General features: G+C 70.4%; 16 protein-coding genes. 9 read left to right on the forward strand and 7 right to left on the reverse strand.

What is annotated here, in order from left to right; all coding sequences use genetic code 11:
• On the forward strand, nucleotides 1–222 hold the full coding sequence (locus tag IPN02_17835; GenBank protein ID MBK9298646.1) for a hypothetical protein: 222 nt from the start codon (nucleotides 1–3) through the stop codon (nucleotides 220–222).
• 1359 nt (nucleotides 223–1581) lie between these two features.
• On the opposite strand, the gene IPN02_17840 is transcribed toward IPN02_17835, so the two are convergent.
• Complete coding sequence (locus IPN02_17840; protein MBK9298647.1) at nucleotides 1582–3741, reverse strand: phosphotransferase; 2160 nt, start codon at nucleotides 3739–3741, stop codon at nucleotides 1582–1584.
• 62 nt (nucleotides 3742–3803) lie between these two features.
• Here IPN02_17840 and IPN02_17845 point away from each other — a divergent pair, with 62 nt between their 5' ends.
• From IPN02_17845 to holA, 6 genes are all read left to right on the forward strand, one after another.
• Nucleotides 3804–4562, forward strand: coding sequence for a tetratricopeptide repeat protein (locus IPN02_17845; GenBank protein ID MBK9298648.1), 759 nt, complete (start codon nucleotides 3804–3806; stop codon nucleotides 4560–4562).
• Nucleotides 4563–4581: 19 nt separating this feature from the next.
• Nucleotides 4582–4902 carry a hypothetical protein gene (locus tag IPN02_17850; GenBank protein MBK9298649.1) on the forward strand — a complete coding sequence of 107 codons (321 nt, stop codon included), beginning with the start codon at nucleotides 4582–4584 and terminating at the stop codon, nucleotides 4900–4902.
• A 91-nt stretch (nucleotides 4903–4993) separates the two neighbouring features.
• The gene (locus IPN02_17855) at nucleotides 4994–6013 is read left to right on the forward strand and encodes a helix-hairpin-helix domain-containing protein (protein ID MBK9298650.1); all 1020 of its coding nucleotides are present in this window, start codon (nucleotides 4994–4996) and stop codon (nucleotides 6011–6013) included.
• Nucleotides 6010–7791, forward strand: a complete 1782-nt coding sequence (locus tag IPN02_17860) for a ComEC/Rec2 family competence protein (protein ID MBK9298651.1) — start codon at nucleotides 6010–6012, stop codon at nucleotides 7789–7791. The genes IPN02_17855 and IPN02_17860 overlap by 4 nt, the downstream gene beginning before the upstream one ends.
• Nucleotides 7792–7836: 45 nt before the next feature.
• Nucleotides 7837–8553 (forward strand): hypothetical protein, encoded by a 717-nt coding sequence (locus tag IPN02_17865; protein MBK9298652.1) that lies wholly within the window; start codon nucleotides 7837–7839, stop codon nucleotides 8551–8553.
• Nucleotides 8550–9551 carry a DNA polymerase III subunit delta gene (gene holA, locus IPN02_17870; GenBank protein MBK9298653.1) on the forward strand — a complete coding sequence of 334 codons (1002 nt, stop codon included), beginning with the start codon at nucleotides 8550–8552 and terminating at the stop codon, nucleotides 9549–9551. The genes IPN02_17865 and holA overlap by 4 nt, the downstream gene beginning before the upstream one ends.
• Before the next feature lie 13 nt (nucleotides 9552–9564).
• Here holA and IPN02_17875 read toward each other — a convergent pair whose 3' ends face one another.
• The 4 genes from IPN02_17875 to IPN02_17890 form a co-directional block, all read right to left on the reverse strand.
• Nucleotides 9565–10533 (reverse strand): nitronate monooxygenase, encoded by a 969-nt coding sequence (locus tag IPN02_17875; protein ID MBK9298654.1) that lies wholly within the window; start codon nucleotides 10531–10533, stop codon nucleotides 9565–9567.
• Nucleotides 10534–10542: 9 nt separating this feature from the next.
• On the reverse strand, nucleotides 10543–11820 hold the full coding sequence (locus IPN02_17880; GenBank protein ID MBK9298655.1) for an NAD(P)/FAD-dependent oxidoreductase: 1278 nt from the start codon (nucleotides 11818–11820) through the stop codon (nucleotides 10543–10545).
• A 55-nt stretch (nucleotides 11821–11875) separates the two neighbouring features.
• On the reverse strand, nucleotides 11876–13300 hold the full coding sequence (locus IPN02_17885) for a DUF1298 domain-containing protein (protein MBK9298656.1): 1425 nt from the start codon (nucleotides 13298–13300) through the stop codon (nucleotides 11876–11878).
• Between the two features lie 91 nt (nucleotides 13301–13391).
• A complete protein-coding gene (locus IPN02_17890; protein MBK9298657.1) occupies nucleotides 13392–15023 on the reverse strand; it encodes a VanW family protein in 1632 nt (543 codons plus the stop codon).
• A 145-nt stretch (nucleotides 15024–15168) separates the two neighbouring features.
• Between IPN02_17890 and IPN02_17895 the strand changes: the two genes are divergently transcribed.
• Nucleotides 15169–16017, forward strand: a complete 849-nt coding sequence (locus tag IPN02_17895; GenBank protein ID MBK9298658.1) for a MaoC family dehydratase N-terminal domain-containing protein — start codon at nucleotides 15169–15171, stop codon at nucleotides 16015–16017.
• 43 nt (nucleotides 16018–16060) lie between these two features.
• On the opposite strand, the gene IPN02_17900 is transcribed toward IPN02_17895, so the two are convergent.
• The gene (locus IPN02_17900) at nucleotides 16061–17410 is read right to left on the reverse strand and encodes an acyl--CoA ligase (GenBank protein ID MBK9298659.1); all 1350 of its coding nucleotides are present in this window, start codon (nucleotides 17408–17410) and stop codon (nucleotides 16061–16063) included.
• Nucleotides 17411–17532: 122 nt separating this feature from the next.
• Here IPN02_17900 and IPN02_17905 point away from each other — a divergent pair, with 122 nt between their 5' ends.
• Nucleotides 17533–17946, forward strand: coding sequence for a GNAT family N-acetyltransferase (locus tag IPN02_17905; protein ID MBK9298660.1), 414 nt, complete (start codon nucleotides 17533–17535; stop codon nucleotides 17944–17946).
• Nucleotides 17947–17960: 14 nt separating this feature from the next.
• Here the strand turns inward: IPN02_17905 and IPN02_17910 are convergent, their stop codons facing one another.
• Nucleotides 17961–18239 carry a DUF4190 domain-containing protein gene (locus IPN02_17910; GenBank protein ID MBK9298661.1) on the reverse strand — a complete coding sequence of 93 codons (279 nt, stop codon included), beginning with the start codon at nucleotides 18237–18239 and terminating at the stop codon, nucleotides 17961–17963.
• Nucleotides 18240–18418 lie beyond the last annotated feature (179 nt).

Raw genomic sequence — 18418 nt, forward strand, 5'->3', positions numbered from 1 at the left:
GTGTTCGAGACCGGCCTTGCTGTTCCAGGCGATGGGGGCGAGGGGGCTGGCGGGGGGGGCGAGCCTGGCGCCTATGCGGTGTGGGGAGCGATCGGCGCCATCGGCACGGTCATCGCCGGGATCGTGTTGTTCAACGAACCGGTCACGTTCTGGCGGATGTTTTTTCTGTCGACGCTGGTCGTTTCGGTCGTCGGCCTTCAGGTCGTCAGCGGCGAGTCGTGAGCGTTGGTCGAACAGCCGTGAACCGAGAATCGCATTCGCCCGAGCGCCCGTCGGTCACGCCGAACGCGCGTGCGTGGGAGAGCCCGCGTGGGTGGGCGCTGAGCCTCGCCCTCATCTCGACCGTGGCGGTTGCCGCCCGGGTGGCCTATGTGCTGTGGGTGCTCGGTCCGGTCCGCTCGGGCCTGGACGCCATCTGGTACCAGTTGCAGGGCGGCTCGATCCTGGCGGGGACGGGATATGTGGTGCCGACGTCGCTGTTCGAGGGCGAGCTGACCCCGACGGCCGCTTTTCCGCCCGTGTACCCGGCGTATCAGGCGCTCTGGCAGTGGATGTTCGGCCCGGGCGCAACGGCGGTTCGCATGGCCGGGGTGGTACCCGGGGTCGTCACGGTGGTGCTGGTCGCCATCCTGGGTCGCGCACTCGCTGACGCACGGGTTGGGCTGCTCGCAGCCGGAGCGGTGGCGCTGAGCCCGACGCTCGTTGCCGCCGACTCCTCGACGATGAGCGAGAACCTCACGGTGCCCTTGGTGTTGGCGGCGCTGGTGCTGGCGCACCGGGTGCTGACCAAGGGGATCGGCTGGACATCGGTGATCGCCCTCGGTGCGGTGTGCGGTGTGGCCGTTCTGACCCGCCAGGATCTTGCGCTGATCGTGGTGCTCGTCGCCCTTCCAGCGGTGTTGGCGAGCGCCGGCACGGGGATGGGAGCCAGGCTGTCTGCGGCTGCGCTGGTGGTGCTGGTGGTGGTGGCTGTCGTGGGGCCATGGATGTGGCGCAACCATCGGGCGGTCGGCACCTACGCCGTGTCGACCATTTCGCCGAGCAGTGCGTTGGCGGGGTCGAACTGCGACGCCACCTTCGGCGGACCCGATCTGGGCAGCTGGAGCTTCCCGTGCGTCGTGGACGCCACACCCACCGGAGGGGAGCCGGAGGTGGAGGTGGCCGACGCCCAACGCACGCGAGCCACCGACTACGTCAGGACTCACCTGTCCGGCGTGCCGCTCGTGTTGGCGGCGCGAACGTCCCGGGTGTGGGCAGCCTGGGATCCGCGGGATCTCGCCCGCCGTGACGCGGACGAGACCCGTCGCTACGGGTGGCAGGTGGTGAGCCGCCCGCTCGACGCCGTGCTGGCCGTGGTCGGGGCCATCGGCCTGGTGCGACTGGGCAGGCGCCGGTCGTGGGGTTGGGAGTGGCTCATCGTGGCGGCACCGTTGGTGATGGTCTGCGTGAGCGCTGCGGCGAGTTACGGCAACCCGAGGTTCAATGTGACGGCTCTGCCGGTGTTATCGATCGGCGCGGCGTCCCTCCTGACAGGCCTGATCGACGCCAAGCGCTCCGACGCTGCGGTTCGGGACGATCCGGTCACCCGCCCTTGCCTGGGGGGCTCAGGGGGGGGGGGGGGGGGGGGGGGGGGGGGGGGGGGGGGGGGGGGGGGGGGGGGGGGGGGGGGGGGGGGGGGGGGGGGGGGGGGGGGGGGGGGGGGGGGGGGGGCGGGGGGGGGGGGGGGGGGGGGGGGGGGGGGGGCCGGGGGGGGGGGTCCTCGGGGTCGCGGTCGCGCAGAAACTCCTGAAACTCGGCGGCCAGTTCCTCGCCGGAGGGCAGCGGACCGTCGAGCGACGTGAACGCGGCATCGGCGCTTTGACCCTCGTCCCACGCCTGTTCCAACTGCTCGACCAGGGGCTGATGCTCGGGGTTCGACTCCAGCAGGGCATCCAAGCGCAGACGGCTGGCCTTCACCTCGCCCCCGAGGCCCTCGAGCGTGAAGCTGAGACCCGCGTACTCCATCACACCCTCGACCAGTGCCCTCGCCGCCGCCGGTGAGGGCAGGTTGGAGGCGTAGTGGGGTACCTGGGCCCACAGCCCGAACGACGGGATACCCGACGCGTTGAACTCCTCGTCGAGTGCGGCGAACACGCCGGCGGGCACCTCGAGGGTGCCGCGCTGAAGCCCGGGGAGCGTGTCGGAGACGTCCTGCGAGGAGGTGGTGATGCTGAGCCGGCTGGCACGGGTGTGGGGCACCGGTGCCGGGTAGGCACCCAAGCCGATCACGCGCTTGACGTCGAAGCTGAGCGCCAGCTCGACCGTCGTGGCGATGAACGAGCGCCACAGGCGGTCGGGCTCGGCCCCGGTGAGGAACAGCACGTCGTTGCCGGCGGCGTCGGTGCCGCCGCGCAGCTCCAGCTTGGGCCAGTCCAGGTCGGTGACCACCCCGGCGAGCAGGTGCATCGTGGGGCGGCGGGCCCGGTAATCGAGCAGTTCATCGGAGGAGAAGGTGGCGAGCGTTGACACGCTTGCCTGGTCGGACATGACCTCGGCGGCGGTGTCGGCCGCACCCCCGGCATCGATCCAACCATCGAGCGCGATGATCAGGGTCGGGTCGTTCAACTCCGGTCGAAGGAGGATTTCCACCAGTTCACTCATGATGACGCCTCCAGCGATGAGGATTCCAGGGATTGATACGCCAGCTTCTCGATGCCTTCGATCATGGTTCGGAACCCTTCGGCCCCTTCCCGGCCGGCGTCGCCCATGGCGCCGCCGGCGTACCTGGCGTACACGCCGGCGATGATGCAGGCGAGCTTCCAATAGCCGAAGGCGATGTAGTAGTCGATGCCCGACAGGTCGAGGCTGGACCGCTTGGCGTAGGCCGCCAGCAGATCCGCCCGTCGGGGAAACCCGGGCAGGGACACCGTCGACACCTGGGGGAAGCGCGGCCGCATCCCCCGGGTCGGGCCAGTAACACATCAGCAGGCCGACGTCGGCGAGGGGGTCGCCCAACGTGCAGATCTCCCAGTCGAGCACGGCGATCACCGAACCGTCGGGGCCGAGCATGCAGTTGTCCAGGCGGTAGTCGCCGTGGACGATCGAGTCCTGTTGCTGGGGCGGCACCGCCAGGGCCAGCCGGTCGTGCAGGGCACCCAGGTCGGGCAGCGCACCCTCGGCGACCTGGGTGCGGCTCTGTTCGAACTGGCCGTTCCACCGCTTCAGCTGACGTTCGAGGTAGCCCTCCCGACGGCCGAGGTCCCCGAGGCCCACGGCGTCGATGTCGACCGAGTGGATGCGGTGCAGCACCTCGACCAGGGAGGCGCCCGCCCGGGCGCGCTGATCGGGTGTCAGGTTCGTGGCGGTCGCCTCGTCGCGGGCGACGACGCCGTCGACGTAGTCCATGACGTAGAAGGGAGCGCCGTTGACCGAGTCGTCAGCGCTGAGGCCGACGATGCCGGGGACGGGCACGTCGGTCGGGGCGAGCGCCGAGATGATCCGGTGCTCGCGTCCCATGTCGTGGGCGGTGGCCAGCACCTGGCCCAGGGGCGGTCGGCGCAACACCCAGTGCCCGTCGGCAGCATCGGTGACCGAGTAGGTCAGGTTGGAATGACCGCCGGTGATCAGCGAGAAGGCGAGCGGCGGGGTGAGCCCCTCGATGTGCTCAGCCATCCAGGCCTCCACCGCAGCCGCATCGATGCCCTCGGGCACGGTGCTTTCCGCTGCAGAGCGGTCTGTCGGTGCACGGTTCTCGTCGCTCACGGTGACCTTTCCGAATTTCGATGTTCCCCGGCCACGCTACCGCCTGGGACCCGAGCCCACCGATGCGCTCATATGCTGGTGAGCCCGTCCGGCAAACAAAGCGAGCTGTCCCCATGGTCGACGTCACCGATGCCACCTTCGAGACCGAGGTGCTGGCACGTTCCGAGCAGGTTCCGGTCGTCGTCGACCTGTGGGCGCCCTGGTGCGGGCCGTGCAAATCGCTCGGCCCGATCCTCGAAAAGGTCGTCGGCGAGCTGGGCGACAAGGTGGCGCTGGCCAAGATCAACGTCGACGAGAACCCGCAGGCCTCGCAGGTGTTTCGGGTGCAGTCGATCCCAGCGGTGTTCGGCCTGGTCGATCGCCAGGTGGCCAACAGTTTCACCGGCGCCCAGCCGGAGGCCAAGGTGGCCGAGTTTGTCCGCAGCCTGTTGCCGCCGGATGAGGCCGAGGCGGTGAACGCGCTGGTCGAGCTGGGCGACGAGGCGTCGCTGCGCACCGCGCTGAGGATGGATGCAGTCCACGAGGGCGCCCGGTTGGCGCTGGCCAAGCTGCTCGTCGCCGACGGGCGAGCCGAGGAGGGCCTGGCCCTGATCGATGGCATGTCGGATGCCAACCTGGAGGTACGCCACGTGCGGGCGTTGGCGTCGGAGGGGGGATCGGTGTCGGTCGCCGGCATCGAGGCCGAGCTCGGATCCCTCCTCGACCGGGTGAAGGCCGACGATGACGCCCGCTCGCGGTTCCTCGAACTGCTCGAGTTGTTGGATCCCGACAGCCCCGCCACCGGAGAGTGGCGACGCAAGCTGTCCGCCCGGTTGTTCTAACGACGGAGCGGGTCTCACCGTGAAGCTGGTGCGCCGCCCCGGGTACTACGCGCTGGAGGGCGGCCCGGTGCCCCCGGGCTCCGCCGCCATCACGATCGGTCCGGTCGTGTCGATGCGCAGCGAGGTCGTGGGCCACGAGCGGCTGGAGGCCCACGAGGCCGTGCACGTTCGCCAGTGGCGGGTACGGGGATGGCTCGGGTTTCTCGTCGGGTACCTCGGCGAGTACCTGCGGGGTCGCCTGATCGGCCGACGTCATCACGACGCCTACCTGCACCTCAGCGCCGAGTGTGAGGCGGAATGGGAGGCACAGCGCCTGGTGCGGGGCCTGCCCATCCGCTGATCGACCGGGCTGCCGGGGCCGCCTTCGGGGAGCGCGGCCCGGGGCGAGATCCCCAGTGTCAGCGGCGGTCGGTTTTTCTAGGTTGGGCGCCATGGACGATCCCTTCGACGCGTTGGCGCCCCCGACAGGGCGCAACCGGCGGCAGGGAAGCGGTGCGGCCGACCGCTTCGCCGCCTGGTGGGACCGCGTGCGCCAACGCTCGGGGGCCGTGGGCGGCGCGTCGGCACATGATCCCGGGGCCAACCCAGTGCAGACCAACCCAGTGCGGACCAACCCACTGTTGGCACATGCCCTGGTGATGAGGATGCTGGCGGCGCTCGGCATCGTCGGGGTGCTGGCGGTCGGGGCGTGGTGGCTGTCTCAGGGTCGGGCTCCGCCGGTCGAGCTGCCCAGGGCACCGTCGGCGGCCGCTTCGGCCGAGGCCGCTGGCTCCGCACCCGTCAGCTCGCTTCCCGCTGGGGGCTCAGGTGGTGCGGTGCCCGCCGGCGGCTCGGCCACCCCGCCCGGTCCGGCAACCCCCGGCAACTCGGCGGCCCCGGTCTCCTCGACAGCCGAGGGTGCGGACACCGCCAACTCCCTGACGCCCCAGGAGGTGGTCGTGCACGTGGCCGGCCAGGTGCACCACCCCGGCTTGTACACGGTGAACGCCGGCGGTCGGCTGGCCGACGCGATCAGCGCCGCCGGCGGTGTCACCGCCCAGGCCGACCTCGACCGGGTCAACCTGGCCGAGCCGCTGATCGACGGAGCGCGCACCTACATCCCGGCGGTGGGCCAGATCGATGCCCCCGCCACCATCCCCCAGGGAGGGCAGCATCCTCCGGGAGCACAGCGTCCTCAGGAGGGAGAGGGCGGGCCCGGAAGCCCGTCGGGGACGCCGGGAGCGTCGGGCGAGGGATCGGCCGGCGCACCGGGCGAGGGTGCCCTGGTCAACATCAACACCGCCGACGAGGCGGTGCTCGACGAGTTGCCCGGCGTCGGACCGGTGACCGCCGAAGCCATCGTCGAGTACCGCAACCAGGTGGGCAGCTTCTCCCAGGTGGAGGACCTGCTCGAGGTGCGGGGCATCGGTGACGCCAAGCTGGAGGCGTTGATCGATCTGGTGACCGTGTGACGCCGGAGCCCGCCGGGGTGGAGCCCGGGTCCGCCGGTCGTTCGTCGGTGGGCGAGCGGCTCGCCGACGCCCGCGCGCCGCTGGCGGTGGCGACCGCTGCGCTCGGCGGGGCTGCGTTGGGCCCGTTTGCCCGCCGAACCCTTGGGGCGGCATCCCGGTCGGCGGCGATCGTCCTGCTGATCGTGGCCGCCCTCGTGTTGCTGTGGGCCTGGCGGCGCCGGGTGGCGGCGGGTGTGGCGGTGGCGGCGGCGTTGTGCACGGTGGGCCTATCGATTCGTGCGCTCAACCCGCTCGACGACCTGCGGCCGGGGAGGGTGGAGGGCCCGGCGGTGCTGCGCAGCGATCCCAGCCCATTCTTCGGAAGCGTCGAGGTGGTGGTTGCCCTCCGGGGCCGCCGACTGCTCGCCAGCATCGAGAGCCCCTCCGCCGGCGAGGTGGCCGGGTTGCAGGTTGGCGACACCCTGCGGGTCAGCGGACGGACCAGCCGCTTCGAGCATCCGACCGGGTGGCACCGCTCCCGACACCTGGCCGGCGAGCTCCACGTCGATTCGGTGTCCGACATCGAACCGGGGCGAGGCGGCTTTGCGCTGGCATCGGGCGTGCGTGAACGCATCCGTGCGTCGGTGGAACCGCTCGACCCCGACGCCCAGGCGCTGGTGCTCGGTGCTGCACTGGGTGATGACCGGTCCCAGTCCGATGCTCAGCGCGATCGATTTCTGCGCTCCGGCTTGACCCACCTGCTCGTCGTCTCCGGACAGAACGTGGCACTGATGCTGGTGCTGTGCGCCCCGTTGCTGGCCCGGGTGCCGGTGTCCCGTCGGCCATGGGCCACCGCGGCCGCCGTCGGCTGGTTCGTGCTCATCGTGCGGCCCGACCCGTCGGTGCTGCGGGCCGCGGCGGCGGCGCTGGTCGTCGCCATGGCGACAGGCCGGGGCCAACGGTTGAGCGCACCCACCGTCCTGGCCGGGGCGCTCACCGCAGTGGTGCTCGTCGACCCGCTGGTCGTCGGGTCGCTGGGATTCTGGCTGTCGGCCGCCGCCACGATGGGGTTGGTCGTCGGCCTCGGGAGTCATCGGGGCAGCGACTGGAATCCTGCGGCGGTCGGCCGGGCCACCCTGGCGGCTCAGGTGGGGGTGGCGCCGGTGCTGGCGGTGGCGGGCCTGGCCGTGCCGGTGGCCTCGTTTCCCGCCAACGTCGCTGCCGGCGCCCCGGCCGGGTTGCTCACCGGGTGGGGTATGACCGTCGGGTTGGTCGCCGGCTCGCTACCGGGGCCGTGGGGCTGGGTGGCACGACTCCCCGTCGTCGTGGCGGCGTGGTGGGTGGACAGCGTGGCACGCTGGTCGGCCCGGCTGCCGCTGGGCCGCTTCACCCCGGGTGAGATCCTGGCCGTCTTCGTCGTGGCGGCGCTCAGCTGGGCGACGTGGCTCTCGGTCGGCCGGCTCCGGCATCGCCGGCTGGTCCTGGCCCCGTTGGTCGCACTGGTGTGCTGGGCCGGCTGGCCACGGACGGTGACCGGTGGCGCAGTACCGGGCGGCTGCCTGCTGGCCGACGAGGCAGCGACCGTCCTCGTGCTGCGTCAAGCGCCGCCCACGCGTCGCCTGCTTCAGGCGCTGGCCGAGGCCGAGGTGCGCCATCTCGACGTGATGCTCGTCGCACCGGGAGGGCTGCGCCTGGCCGAGACGGCCGTCGCGGTGCGCGACGCTGTGCCGGTGGGTGAGGTGCGGGCCCTCGACGAGGGGTTGTCCGAACCGGCGTGCCCGGACGCCGTCGACGGGTGAACCGCCTGCGGGTGGTGGCGTTCCTTCGGGCTACGGTGCAGCACCGTGGCAGCAGGCGAGAAGGCACCCGTCGTGGGCACGAACACGCTGATCGCCACACCGCTGGCGCGCCCACCGTGGAGCGCCGCCGCCGACGCTCGGGTGATCGTCTGGAATGATCATCCGACCGGATCCGACCCGGCGGTCATCGCCCAGGTGAGCGACGTCGGGTCGCTCGCAGCGGCGCTTGGCTGCGGGGTTGCCGCGGTGTGGGTGGGGCACGACGTCGGCCCCACCGCAGCGATAGACGCATTGGGCCCACCCGGTGCGCTCGGTGCGCAGTACCCGAGCACCACCCAGCTGATCCTCGAGGTGGGGGTCCACGACAACGGCAACGACAGTGACAACGGTCCCGGCGTCAGCGTCGAGGAGGAGTTGGCCGGTCTGGCACGCCTGGCGGCGGCGCAGGGCCTGGCACCCGGCCGGCTGGTTCCGGCGGTCCGCGCCCAGCCCCGTGTCGACCTTCCCGCCGCGTTGGCGTCGTGGCGGGCCGACCCCCACCTGCGACGCCACCCCCTGATCGTCGTCATCCCGACGGCGACCCCCCCGGCCACCAGCGCAGGGCTGGTCGCCGCAGCGGTGATGGCCGGGGCGGCGGTGGCGACCGACGATGTGCGCGCCGCCGGCAGGGTGATCGAGGTGTTGCTGGCCATCGAGCAGCACCGACACACCGATAGGCCCGGCGACCGTGCCCGGCCCGACGACGAAGGAGAGCTGCGATGACCACGACGCCCCCACCGGTGTGGCTGGTACGCGGCGACGACACCGTGCTGGTCGAGGATGCCGTCACCAAGCTGGTCGACCGGCTGATCGGCGACGACAACCGTTCCGAGACCCTCGACGTGTTTTCCGGGACCGATTACGAGCTGGGGGCGGTGGTCATGGCCGCCGAGACGCCCTCGATGTTTGGCCGTCGCGTCCTGGTGGCCCGGGAGGCCGGTCGCTTCGGCACCAACGAGGACGTTGCCGAGCTGTTGCGCTACCTCGACTCGCCGTCGGATCAGTCGGTCATCGTGATCGCCTGGGAACGCCCTGCGGTTGCGGGGTCACGTCTGGCCACCACGCCCCGCAAGCTGCTCAGCGCGGTCAAGGCCGCCGGCGGCCTGCTCGAGACCAAGGCGCCTGGGGGCGGCAAGGCCCGCTCCCAGTGGGTGGGGGAGCGCCTGGCCGATCTGCCGGTCCGCCTCACCCCCAAGGCGAAGTCGCTCGTGCAGTCCACCTTCGGTGAGGACCTTGGCCGGCTGGTCGGCCTAGGCCAAACCCTCCGTGGCGTCTTCGGTGAGGGAGCGCTGGTCGACGAGGCCGATCTGGTGCCCTACCTGGGCGAGGCCGGGTCGGTGCCGCCGTGGGACCTCACCGATGCCATCGACGCCCGTAAGTCCAACGTCGCAGTCGAGAATCTCAACCGGATGATCCAGGGCGGAGATCGGCACCCGCTGCAGATCATGGCCTCGCTGACCACGCACTATCAGCGCATCGCAGCCCTGTCGGGCGCCGATGTGCGCACCGAACGCGACGCCGCCGACCTGCTCGGGATCAAGGGGTCGACCTTTCCCGCGAAGAAAGCGCTCACCCAGAGCCGGCGGTTGGGGCCCGATGGTGTGGCCCGCGCCATCGCACTGCTCGCTCGCGCCGACGTGGACCTCCGGGGGGCCTCCGGCCTGGAGCCGCAGACGGTCATCCAGGTGTTGGTGGCCCGGTTGAGCCGGTTGGGGCGCTGAGTCGTCCGAGTCGTTAGGCAAGCAGCCTCGACGCTCGCCCGAGGATCTCCTCGGCATCGGCGACCATTCCGGTGACCAGGTCGGCGGCGGGCACCAACTCGGTGAGCGATCCGACGCCCTGGCCGCAGGGGAAGAACTCGCGCTCGGGGTCGACGCCCTCGGTCTCGGGGCCGCCGCCCAGGTGGTTGGCGCCGTCCTCGAGCGACTTGAGGAACTGGCCGGGGAAGGGTTCGGCCACCCCTCCCTGCTCCTCGAAGCCCTCGGTGTAGCGGTTGCGCACCACCCGGCAGGTCTTGCCGGTGTAGGCCCGGGTGACCGTCGTGCCATCCTCGCCGGTATTCAGCAGCGTGTCCTTGTAGCCGCTGACCGCCCGCGCCTCGGGCGTGGCGATGAACCGGGTGCCGACCCACACCCCGTCCGCCCCCAGCGCCAGGGCGGCGGCGAGCCCCCGTCCGTCGACGATGCCGCCGGCGGCGACGACCGGCACCTGATCGCCCACCGCGTCGACCACCTGTGGCACCAGCGCCATCGTGGCCACCCGGCCGGTGTGGCCGCCGGCCTCGGTGCCCTGGGCGACGACCAGGTCGCAACCGGCGGCGACCGCGTCGACAGCGTGGTGCACCTTGCCGCACATGTTGACGACGAGCAGGCCGGCGTCGTGGCACTGCTCGACCACGTCGCGGGGCACACCCAATCCGGCGACAAACACGCTGGCACCACCGGCGATGATCGCCCGCACCTTGTCGGTCATGTCCCCTGCGGCGGTGAGCAGATCGACGCCGAAGGGTTTATCGGTGGCGGCGGCGGTGCGGGCGATCTCCTCGACCATCACCTCGTCGGACATCGTCGAGGCGCCGAGACAGCCGAAACCGCCGGCGTTGGACACGGCCGCGGCCAACTCGTGGTAGCTCACCCCACCCATGCCGGCAAGCATGACGGGTGCCTCGATGTCGAGCAGTTCGGTCAGTCGAGTGGAGATCATCGCCTGAATTTAGCTGCGCTGGCCCGCCGGTTCCTTCGGGTCTGTTTCCGGATGACGGTCGTAGGCCCCGTCGGGGGTGAACATGCCCCGTCGCCAGCGGCGGGGGGTGGCCAGCAGCGCACGGGGGTAGTCCTCGAACAGCCAGCGGGCGAAGTTGCGGCGGGTCCACCCGGAGAGGCCGGCCAAGGCGATGGCGGCCCGAGCGCCCTTGCGGTGGGTGAGCGCCCGCGAGAGGGTGACCGACATGCGGTGGTCGGCGACCAGCGAGGCCCGGGCAGCGGCCTCATAGGCCGCCTCGGCCCCTCTGCCCGCCGGGTGGTGAGCGGTTCCGAGGATCGATTCGGCGGCAAGGCGGCCGGTGATCAGCGCCTGGCCGATGCCCTCCCCGGTCAGCGGATCGCCCACAGCGGCGGCGTCGCCGACGTACAACACCCGGTCGCCGGTGAGGGCCGGGCCGCCGATGCGGGCCGGGATCGGCCAGGCCCGGTGCGGTGACTCGGGCGTGGCGTCGGGGCCGAGCAGCTCCCGGATGTGGGGGCGCTCCAACAGCGCGGGCCACGTTCGGGCCATGTCGGGGACCCTCGACAGCTTGTTGCCCGGGGCGACGCCATCATGGCGCATGATGCCGAAGCCCACGTTGGCCCGGCCGTCGCCCAGCGGGAACGACCAGAAGTAGCCGGGCAGGATGTCCGCTTCGAAGCTGACCCACAGCTCGGTGGCGGCCGGCCCGGTCACGCCGGTGAAGTACTGGCGAAACGCATGCCAGTCGCCCCGGTACTTGGGCAGCACGTCGCCGGCCAGCTTGCGGGTGGGGGACCACATGCCATCGGCGGCGACGACGTAGCCGGCGTCGATCCGGCGTCCGGTGCTCGTCGTCACGGCCACGCCGTGGGAGGTGCGCTCCAGCTCGGCGATGCCCTCGCCCTCGATCACTTCGATGTCGAAGGTGCGCGCGTGGTCGAGCAGAGCGGCATCGAGCTGTTCGCGCCGGGCGACGACCGCATGAAGGCTGCGGTCCCGCGGCAGCGGAAAGCGCACGCTGTTACCGCTGGGGGATCGAACGACAACGTCGTCGACCGGCGTCCAGCTGGGCACTCCGTCGGGGCGAAAGCCTAAGGCCTCCAACTCCCGCAGGGCACTGGTCGTCAGGCCGTCGCCGCAGATCTTGTCGCGGGGAAAGGTCGCCTTGTCGACGAGGGCGACCCGAGCGCCGGACCGGGCCAGGGTGATGGCGGCTGAACACCCGGCGGGGCCGGCGCCGATGATGACGGTGGGCTCGGTTTGCACCCGCCCAGGCTACAAGCGCCTGGGTCGGCAACATCCCCGCCCCGACCTGGTGGCCTCACTCCGCCGCCGCTGAGGGGACGACGGAAAAGATCTCCTCGAAGCCCAGCTCGATGCACTGCATCAGGACGTCGGGGTCGGGCACGGCCACCGGGTCGATGTTGACGCCGATGAAGCAGTCGTCCGCATAGCTGACCAGCGTGAAGTTCATCGCCGAGCCGGCGTTGGGGCCGAATGCGTACTGGGACAGCATCCGTTGGCCGACGAGGTAGAGCGGGATCGGCGCACCCGGGACGTTGGAGGCCGTGAAGTCGTTGCCCTTCAACATGGCGCCGAACAGCGCCGACGTCATCGAGGTCGGCAGCCGGTTGAGCCCGTTGGACAGCAGCTCCATCAGGTCGTTGGCCGGCTCGTCGCGGGCGTGGAGCACCACGGATCGCAATTGCTTCATCATCTCGATCGGCTCGTCGGGGTGCATTGGCACCTCGACCCGGGCCGGGATGAAGGCGTTGCCGGCGGTGTTTCCAACCGTCTGGTTGCGGACGTTGATCGGCATGTTCATGCGCAACGACTCGACGTTGCGGGCGTGGGCCTCGTGGTAGCGGCGCAGCCCCAGCGCCAGTCCGCCGATGAACGCGTCGTTGAGGCGGCCGTGGGCCGCCTTTGCCGCCGCCTTGGCGATCGGCAGCGGAAACTGCAGGGTGGCGAAGCGAACCGAGAGCGACCGCTCGGTGATCAGCGGGCTGAGCGGCGACGCCGGCTTGACCAGGCGAAACACCGATTCGGTGAGCTCCTCGGCCCCGGCCAAGGCTCCGACCGGGTCGGTGATGACCCCCATCGCCCCTCCCAGGCCGCGCTTGGCCCAGGAAGCGAACAGCGAGGCACTGCGCTGGGTTTCGTAGGTGACCGCATCGGCCACCCGCTCCGGCTGGCTGAGCACATGGATGTCCGGAGCGTCGGGCAGCTCCGGCTTGGGGTCGTCGGGTGCGAGGTCGAACAGCGCCAGCTGCAGCTTCATCCCGCCGACGCCGTCGGTGATCGAGTGGTGGATTTTGAGAATCAGCGCGGTGGTGCCGTCGGCCAAACCGTCGACGATGGTGGCCTCCCACAGTGGCCGTGCCCGATCGAAGCCCTGCATGCCGATCGGCTCGGCCATCGTCAGCACGTCGGCCAGGGTCGCTCCCTCGGACACGGTGACGAAGCGCAGGTGGTAGGAGAGGTCGAAGTACGGGTCGAACTCCCAGCGGGGCGGGGCGATCGACAGGGGGTTGGCCCGCACGCGTTGGCGGAACCGGGGGATCACACGGCTGAGGTAGTCGATCTGGTGGCGCACCCGATCGTGGTCCAGTCGACCCTCGAACGTGCTGACGGTGACGATCGTTGAGCGCAGCAGTGGATCCTTTTCTATGCTCCACATGAGCGCGTCGCTGTCGCTCATCCGGTCGTCGAACTCGAAGGACTCGATCTCGTTCAGCTGAAGCACGGCACCTCACAAACCTGGGTTGAACAGCGCGGGAGTGCGCTCATCCTGTCGGAATGTGGGACCGGTGTCACATGCGAGGCGGGCAGCCGAGTCAGTCGGCGGCCGTCTCGGGCTCCTTGCACACGTAGCTGGCGTTGAACGTGTCGTTCGACTTCGCACCGGTTGCGATGACCGTCTTGGTGCGCGTCGTCGTGATATTGCCGCAGCGCAGCCCACCCTCGCCCGGCTTCTCGCCGGTCTGACCGGTCTGGTCGGCCTGCACCCACTTGGTGGAGTACAGGTCGACCGTGATCGACGTGTCGGTGTAGGACGGCCAGATCATCACGCCGTAGGGACTGGGGTTGGTGATCTTCAGGTCGACGCCGGGGTACGACAAGGTTGCCTCGCGGCCGAACGGGTACCGCGAGATGAAGACCGAGTGGGCCTTGTACTTCGGGATGTCCATGCCCGCGAAGAATGAGGCGTTGAACAGGGTGGTCGCGAACTGGCTGACGCCTCCGCCCGTGTCCTTGGTAAACACTCCGTCCGAGATCACCGGGGCTGACACGAAGCCCTTCGCCTCGGTGCGTTCGCCGACGAAGTCGTTGATCGAGAACGATCCGCCCGGCGGGATGTAGACGCCGCGGGTCAGGTCGGCGATGCGGTGGATGTTCTGCACGCGGGGCTGCCCGCCGGGGTGCTCGGTGGTGAAGGAGGACACCACCTCCTTGACGCCGGCCTTGGATGCCTCGTCCACGCCCTGGGCGGCGCTGAACTTGGTCGTTGGCAGCTTCACTTCGTGTTCGGCCTTCTCGATGGCCTGGGCAAGTACGGTGCCGGCCGTCTTGTCGCAGCAAACCACGGCGTCGGTGCCGGCCACCGGCGTGGGTCCGTTGGGGCCCAGCGTGAACTTCACCCCGGTCGGGTTGGACGGCGTCGGCAGTTGGTCGGCGACCACCAGCCCTGCGACCTTGGCGTCGACGGTGAGCGTCGGGACGTTTTTGACTTCCTTGACCGAGAGCATCGGCACGATGTCCTCGGCGTTCAGCTCGGCGCTTTGGTCTCCTGCTTTCAGCGTGAACGGAGTGCCGAGCACGTTGTCCAGGTGTCCCTTGAGGAAGGCGACGACCTGGTCGCTGATCGGGGTGGGGATCGTCTCGCGGTCGGCGGTGAGCTCGATCGTCTCGCTCAGGCTGTCGAGGGATCCGGACAGTTGGCTGGTGATCGACGAGGTATCAATCTTCCGTCCCGGGATGCCGGGGATCATCTGGGCGGTCGCATCGGTGAACTCAATGCGCGGGTTGACCGGATCGGTCCGGCGGTCGCCTTCGAGGGCGACCACGGTGGAGTTCAGCTTGTCGACGTCGGTCGTCAGCGCCACCGGCAGCTCGTAGGAGTCGAACAGCTTCGACAGCCAGCGGACCGCCTTGGCCGGGCTGTAGCCGGCGTGGCCCTGGGCGAGGGCACGGTCGACGGTGGCGTCGACGTCGATTTCGTAGCCCAGGTCTCCGGCGGTGGTCTCGATCGACAGGTCCTCGGCGCTGATCGTCACGGGTGTGTCCGGGAAGTCGGCGGCGAGTTCGTTGACCTTCACTTCAAGTTCGGTCCGGTTCAGCCCGCCAACGGATTCGCCGGCGACCGAGACGTTTCGTGCCACGCGACCGTTTTGCGCCGCTCCGTCGACCAAGTAGGCCGCCGACAACAGCGCCATGGCGATGAGCGGAATGATGCTGGCGATTAACACCGCTCGTCGAGAAAGACCCACTGCACCACTATCGCGGATGGGGGGACAAAAGTGGCGTCAATGGGCGCCCTGACCTGAGAGGATGGCGGTTCATTGAGCACTCCTCCGAGGGCATCTCGGAGGTCGAGTGGATCAGGGGGGCCTGATGGCCATCAATCCGAACGCAGTGGGATCGACCAGCGCGCCGACCGAGTCGTCGTGGACGACGAAGGACTCGCTGCTGTACGCGGTGGGGATCGGGGGCGGCACCAACGACTTGGCATTCACGACCGAGAACTCGATGAACGTCGACCAGCGGGCGTACCCCACCCAGGCGGTGGTGTTGGGCGACGCCTCCGGGGCCTTCGCCAACATCGGCAGTTTCAATCCGGCGATGCTCGTCCACGGCGAGCAGGCGATCGTCCTGCACCGGGAGTTGCCGGTCGAGGGGACGGTTGTCACCGTCGGCGAGGTGACCGCCGTCTGGGACAAGGGGTCCGGTGCGGTCGTCGAGGTCACGTCCCGATCGTCGACGGCTGACGGCGAGGCGTTGTTTGACAAGGTGATGTCGGTGTTCATCCGCGGCGAGGGGGGCTTTGGTGGTGAGCGCGGCCCGTCGGGTCCCCGCAACGCCGCCCCTGAGGGTGTCGCTCCCGACGAGGAGGTGACGCTGGCGACCCGGGAGGATCAGGCACTGATCTACCGTCTCTCCGGCGACCGCAACCCGCTGCACTCCGACCCGGGCTTCGCCCAACTGGCAGGCTTCGATCGGCCGATCCTGCACGGCCTGTGCACTTACGGTTTCACTGGCCGTGCCCTGCTCGATCGCCTCTGCGACGGCGACCCTTCCCGCTTTCGGTCGATGGAAGGCCGCTTCACCTCGCCGGTGTTCCCCGGCGAGCCGCTGACCATTCGGATGTGGCGAAGTGGCGCCGACGCAGCACTGTTCACCACCCACGGCGGAGACGACCGCGTTGTGCTCGATGCCGGCCGGGTGAGCTGTGATCCTGCGTGAGCGTTGACCCCGCCTGAGTTCTGGCGCCGATCGAGGTGGTGGCTCAGGGCGCCGACGGCAGGTCGTCGGCCAGGGTCGATCGGCGCAGCTTGCCGGTCGAGCTGACCGGCAGCGCATCGGCCACCAGCACTCGCTTTGGGCGCTTGTAGGCGGCCAGGGCCTGGGTCGCCCGGTCGATGACCGCTGCCGCCAGCGCCTCGGGATTGCCCTGGGGGTCCTCGGGAACGATGACGGCGGTCACCGCCTGCCCCCACTCGTCGTCGGGCGTGCCGAAGACCACCACCTGGTCGACGCCGGGCACCCCTCGCAGCTCCCGTTCCACCTCGGCCGGGTAGACGTTGACCCCGCCCGAGATGATCAGGTCGTCACGGCGTCCGTCGAGGTACAGGTGGCCGTCGACCATCCGGCCGAGGTCGCCGACGGTGAACTCCCAGCCCGTCGGCGTCGGCCGCCAGGCTTCGGCGGTGCGCTCGGGGTCGTCCCAGTAGGTGAAGTGCGCCCATCGCGGCGTTTCGCACCAGATATGACCCTCGTCATCGACGCTCAGCGATCGGTTGGGCCGGGCCCGTCCCACCGAGCCGGGGGCGACGCGACGATCCTCGGGTGACTGGACGGTGAACTGCCCCTCGGTCGAGCCGTAGAACTCCCACACCCGATCGTCGCCGAAGCGGCGACGCGCCTCGGCGGACACCTCGGGTGGGCACGGGGCGCCTGCGTGGGCGACGAGGCGCATGCGGGTCCAGCGGCCGTCGGCGTCGGCGGTGAAGAGGCGCTTGAGGTGGATCGGAGCGGCGAACGTTGCCGTCGGGGCGTGCTCGAGGATCGCCGCCAGCGTCCGCTCGGCGTCGAACGGGCCGGGGACGACCACCGAGCCGCCGGTCAGCAGCGCACAGGCGGCGAAGCGCAGCGGTGCGGAGTGGTAGAGCGGCCCGATCTGCACGTAGGTGTCGGTTGGCCCGAAGCCCCACAGGTCGATCTCCTCGGTCCACAGCGCTTCGGCATCGGGCTCGGAGAGCACCCCGGAGTAGACACCCTTGGGACGTCCGGTCGTGCCGGAGGTGTAGGCCATCGGGCGGCCGAGCGGCCAGCGGGCCAGTGACGATTCCCGATGGTGGTGCGCCGCCTCGCCCACTTCGGCCTCGCCCATCACCAGCGTCGGTCGGCAGTCGTCGAGGATGTAGGCACGCTCGTGCTCGAGCAACGACGTGTTGATCAGCACCGGGATGATTCCCGTGCGCAGCGCACCGATGGCGACGGCCAGGTAGTCGAGGCTGCTCGGCGCGATCATCGCCACCCGGTCGCCCGTCGTCGTTCCGGCATCGGCCAGCCAGGCGGCCGCCCTGGCCTGGGCGCGGGTGGCCGTTGCGCAGTCGGCGAACACCTCCCTCGTCATCGCCTCAGGCTGCTCGCCCGGGCGCACACCGTCAACCTGCCCGGGTCCCCGTCGACACACCGAGCTCAGCCGGCTGATGGATCGCGCCGAGCGGCCCGGCCAACGTCGTACGCTCGACGCCCATGGAGCTCCGCCCTCTGACCATCGACGACGTCGACGCCGTCCTCGCCGCCGGGCATCTCTTCGACGCCCCTCCCACCCGGGAGTGGACCCGCCGGTTCCTCGAGCGAGACGGGCACCACTTGGTGCTCGCCGAGGAGGACGGGCGGGCGTTGGGGTTCGTCAGCGGCATGGAGATCACCCATCCCGACAAAGGCACCGAGATGTTGTTGTACGAACTCGGGGTCGATGGCGCGGCGCGGCGTCGTGGGGTGGGTCGGGCGCTGTGCGAGGCGCTGGCCGAGCGGGCGCGAGCGGTTGGGTGTTACGGCATGTGGGTGCCGATGAGCACGACCAACGAGGCGGCGGCGGCGACCTATCGTGCCGCCGGGGCGCAACCGGCTCAGGAGGCCACGATCGCCGTTTGGGAGTTCTGAGCCGACGGCCGTCGTTAGTATCCGGATGTGCCGGAGTAGCCGATCAGGACGGCGAAGAGCACCGCCATCGCTGCGGCGCCCAGCGTGCCGATCCACCCGACGATGACGCCGGCCAGGGCCAACCCTCGGCCCGATTGGCCCGAGGTTTTGATGCGCTTCAGCGCCACGTGGCCGGTGATGGCACCGGCGGGCGCGAGCACGGCCAGGAAGAAGCACAGGAAGATGCTCAGCGTGCCGACGATCGACAGCACCAGCGAGGTGATCGCCAGGTTGTTGGTCGGGGATGTCTGCACGTACCCACCCGGCGTCCCCGGCGGGGCGTAGATGGTGGCGCCTTGAAACCCGGGCTGTGTTGAGGCACCCGGGTATTGGGGCGGCGGCGGGTAGTGGGGCGGTGGCGGGTAGTGGGGCGGCGGTGCCTGACCCGGCCCCGAGAGTGGAGGTCCCGAGGGCGGTGGGCCAATGAGGCCCT

Origin of the sequence: Candidatus Microthrix subdominans (assembly GCA_016719385.1) — a bacterium.
GTDB classification, from domain to species: domain Bacteria; phylum Actinomycetota; class Acidimicrobiia; order Acidimicrobiales; family Microtrichaceae; genus Microthrix; species Microthrix subdominans.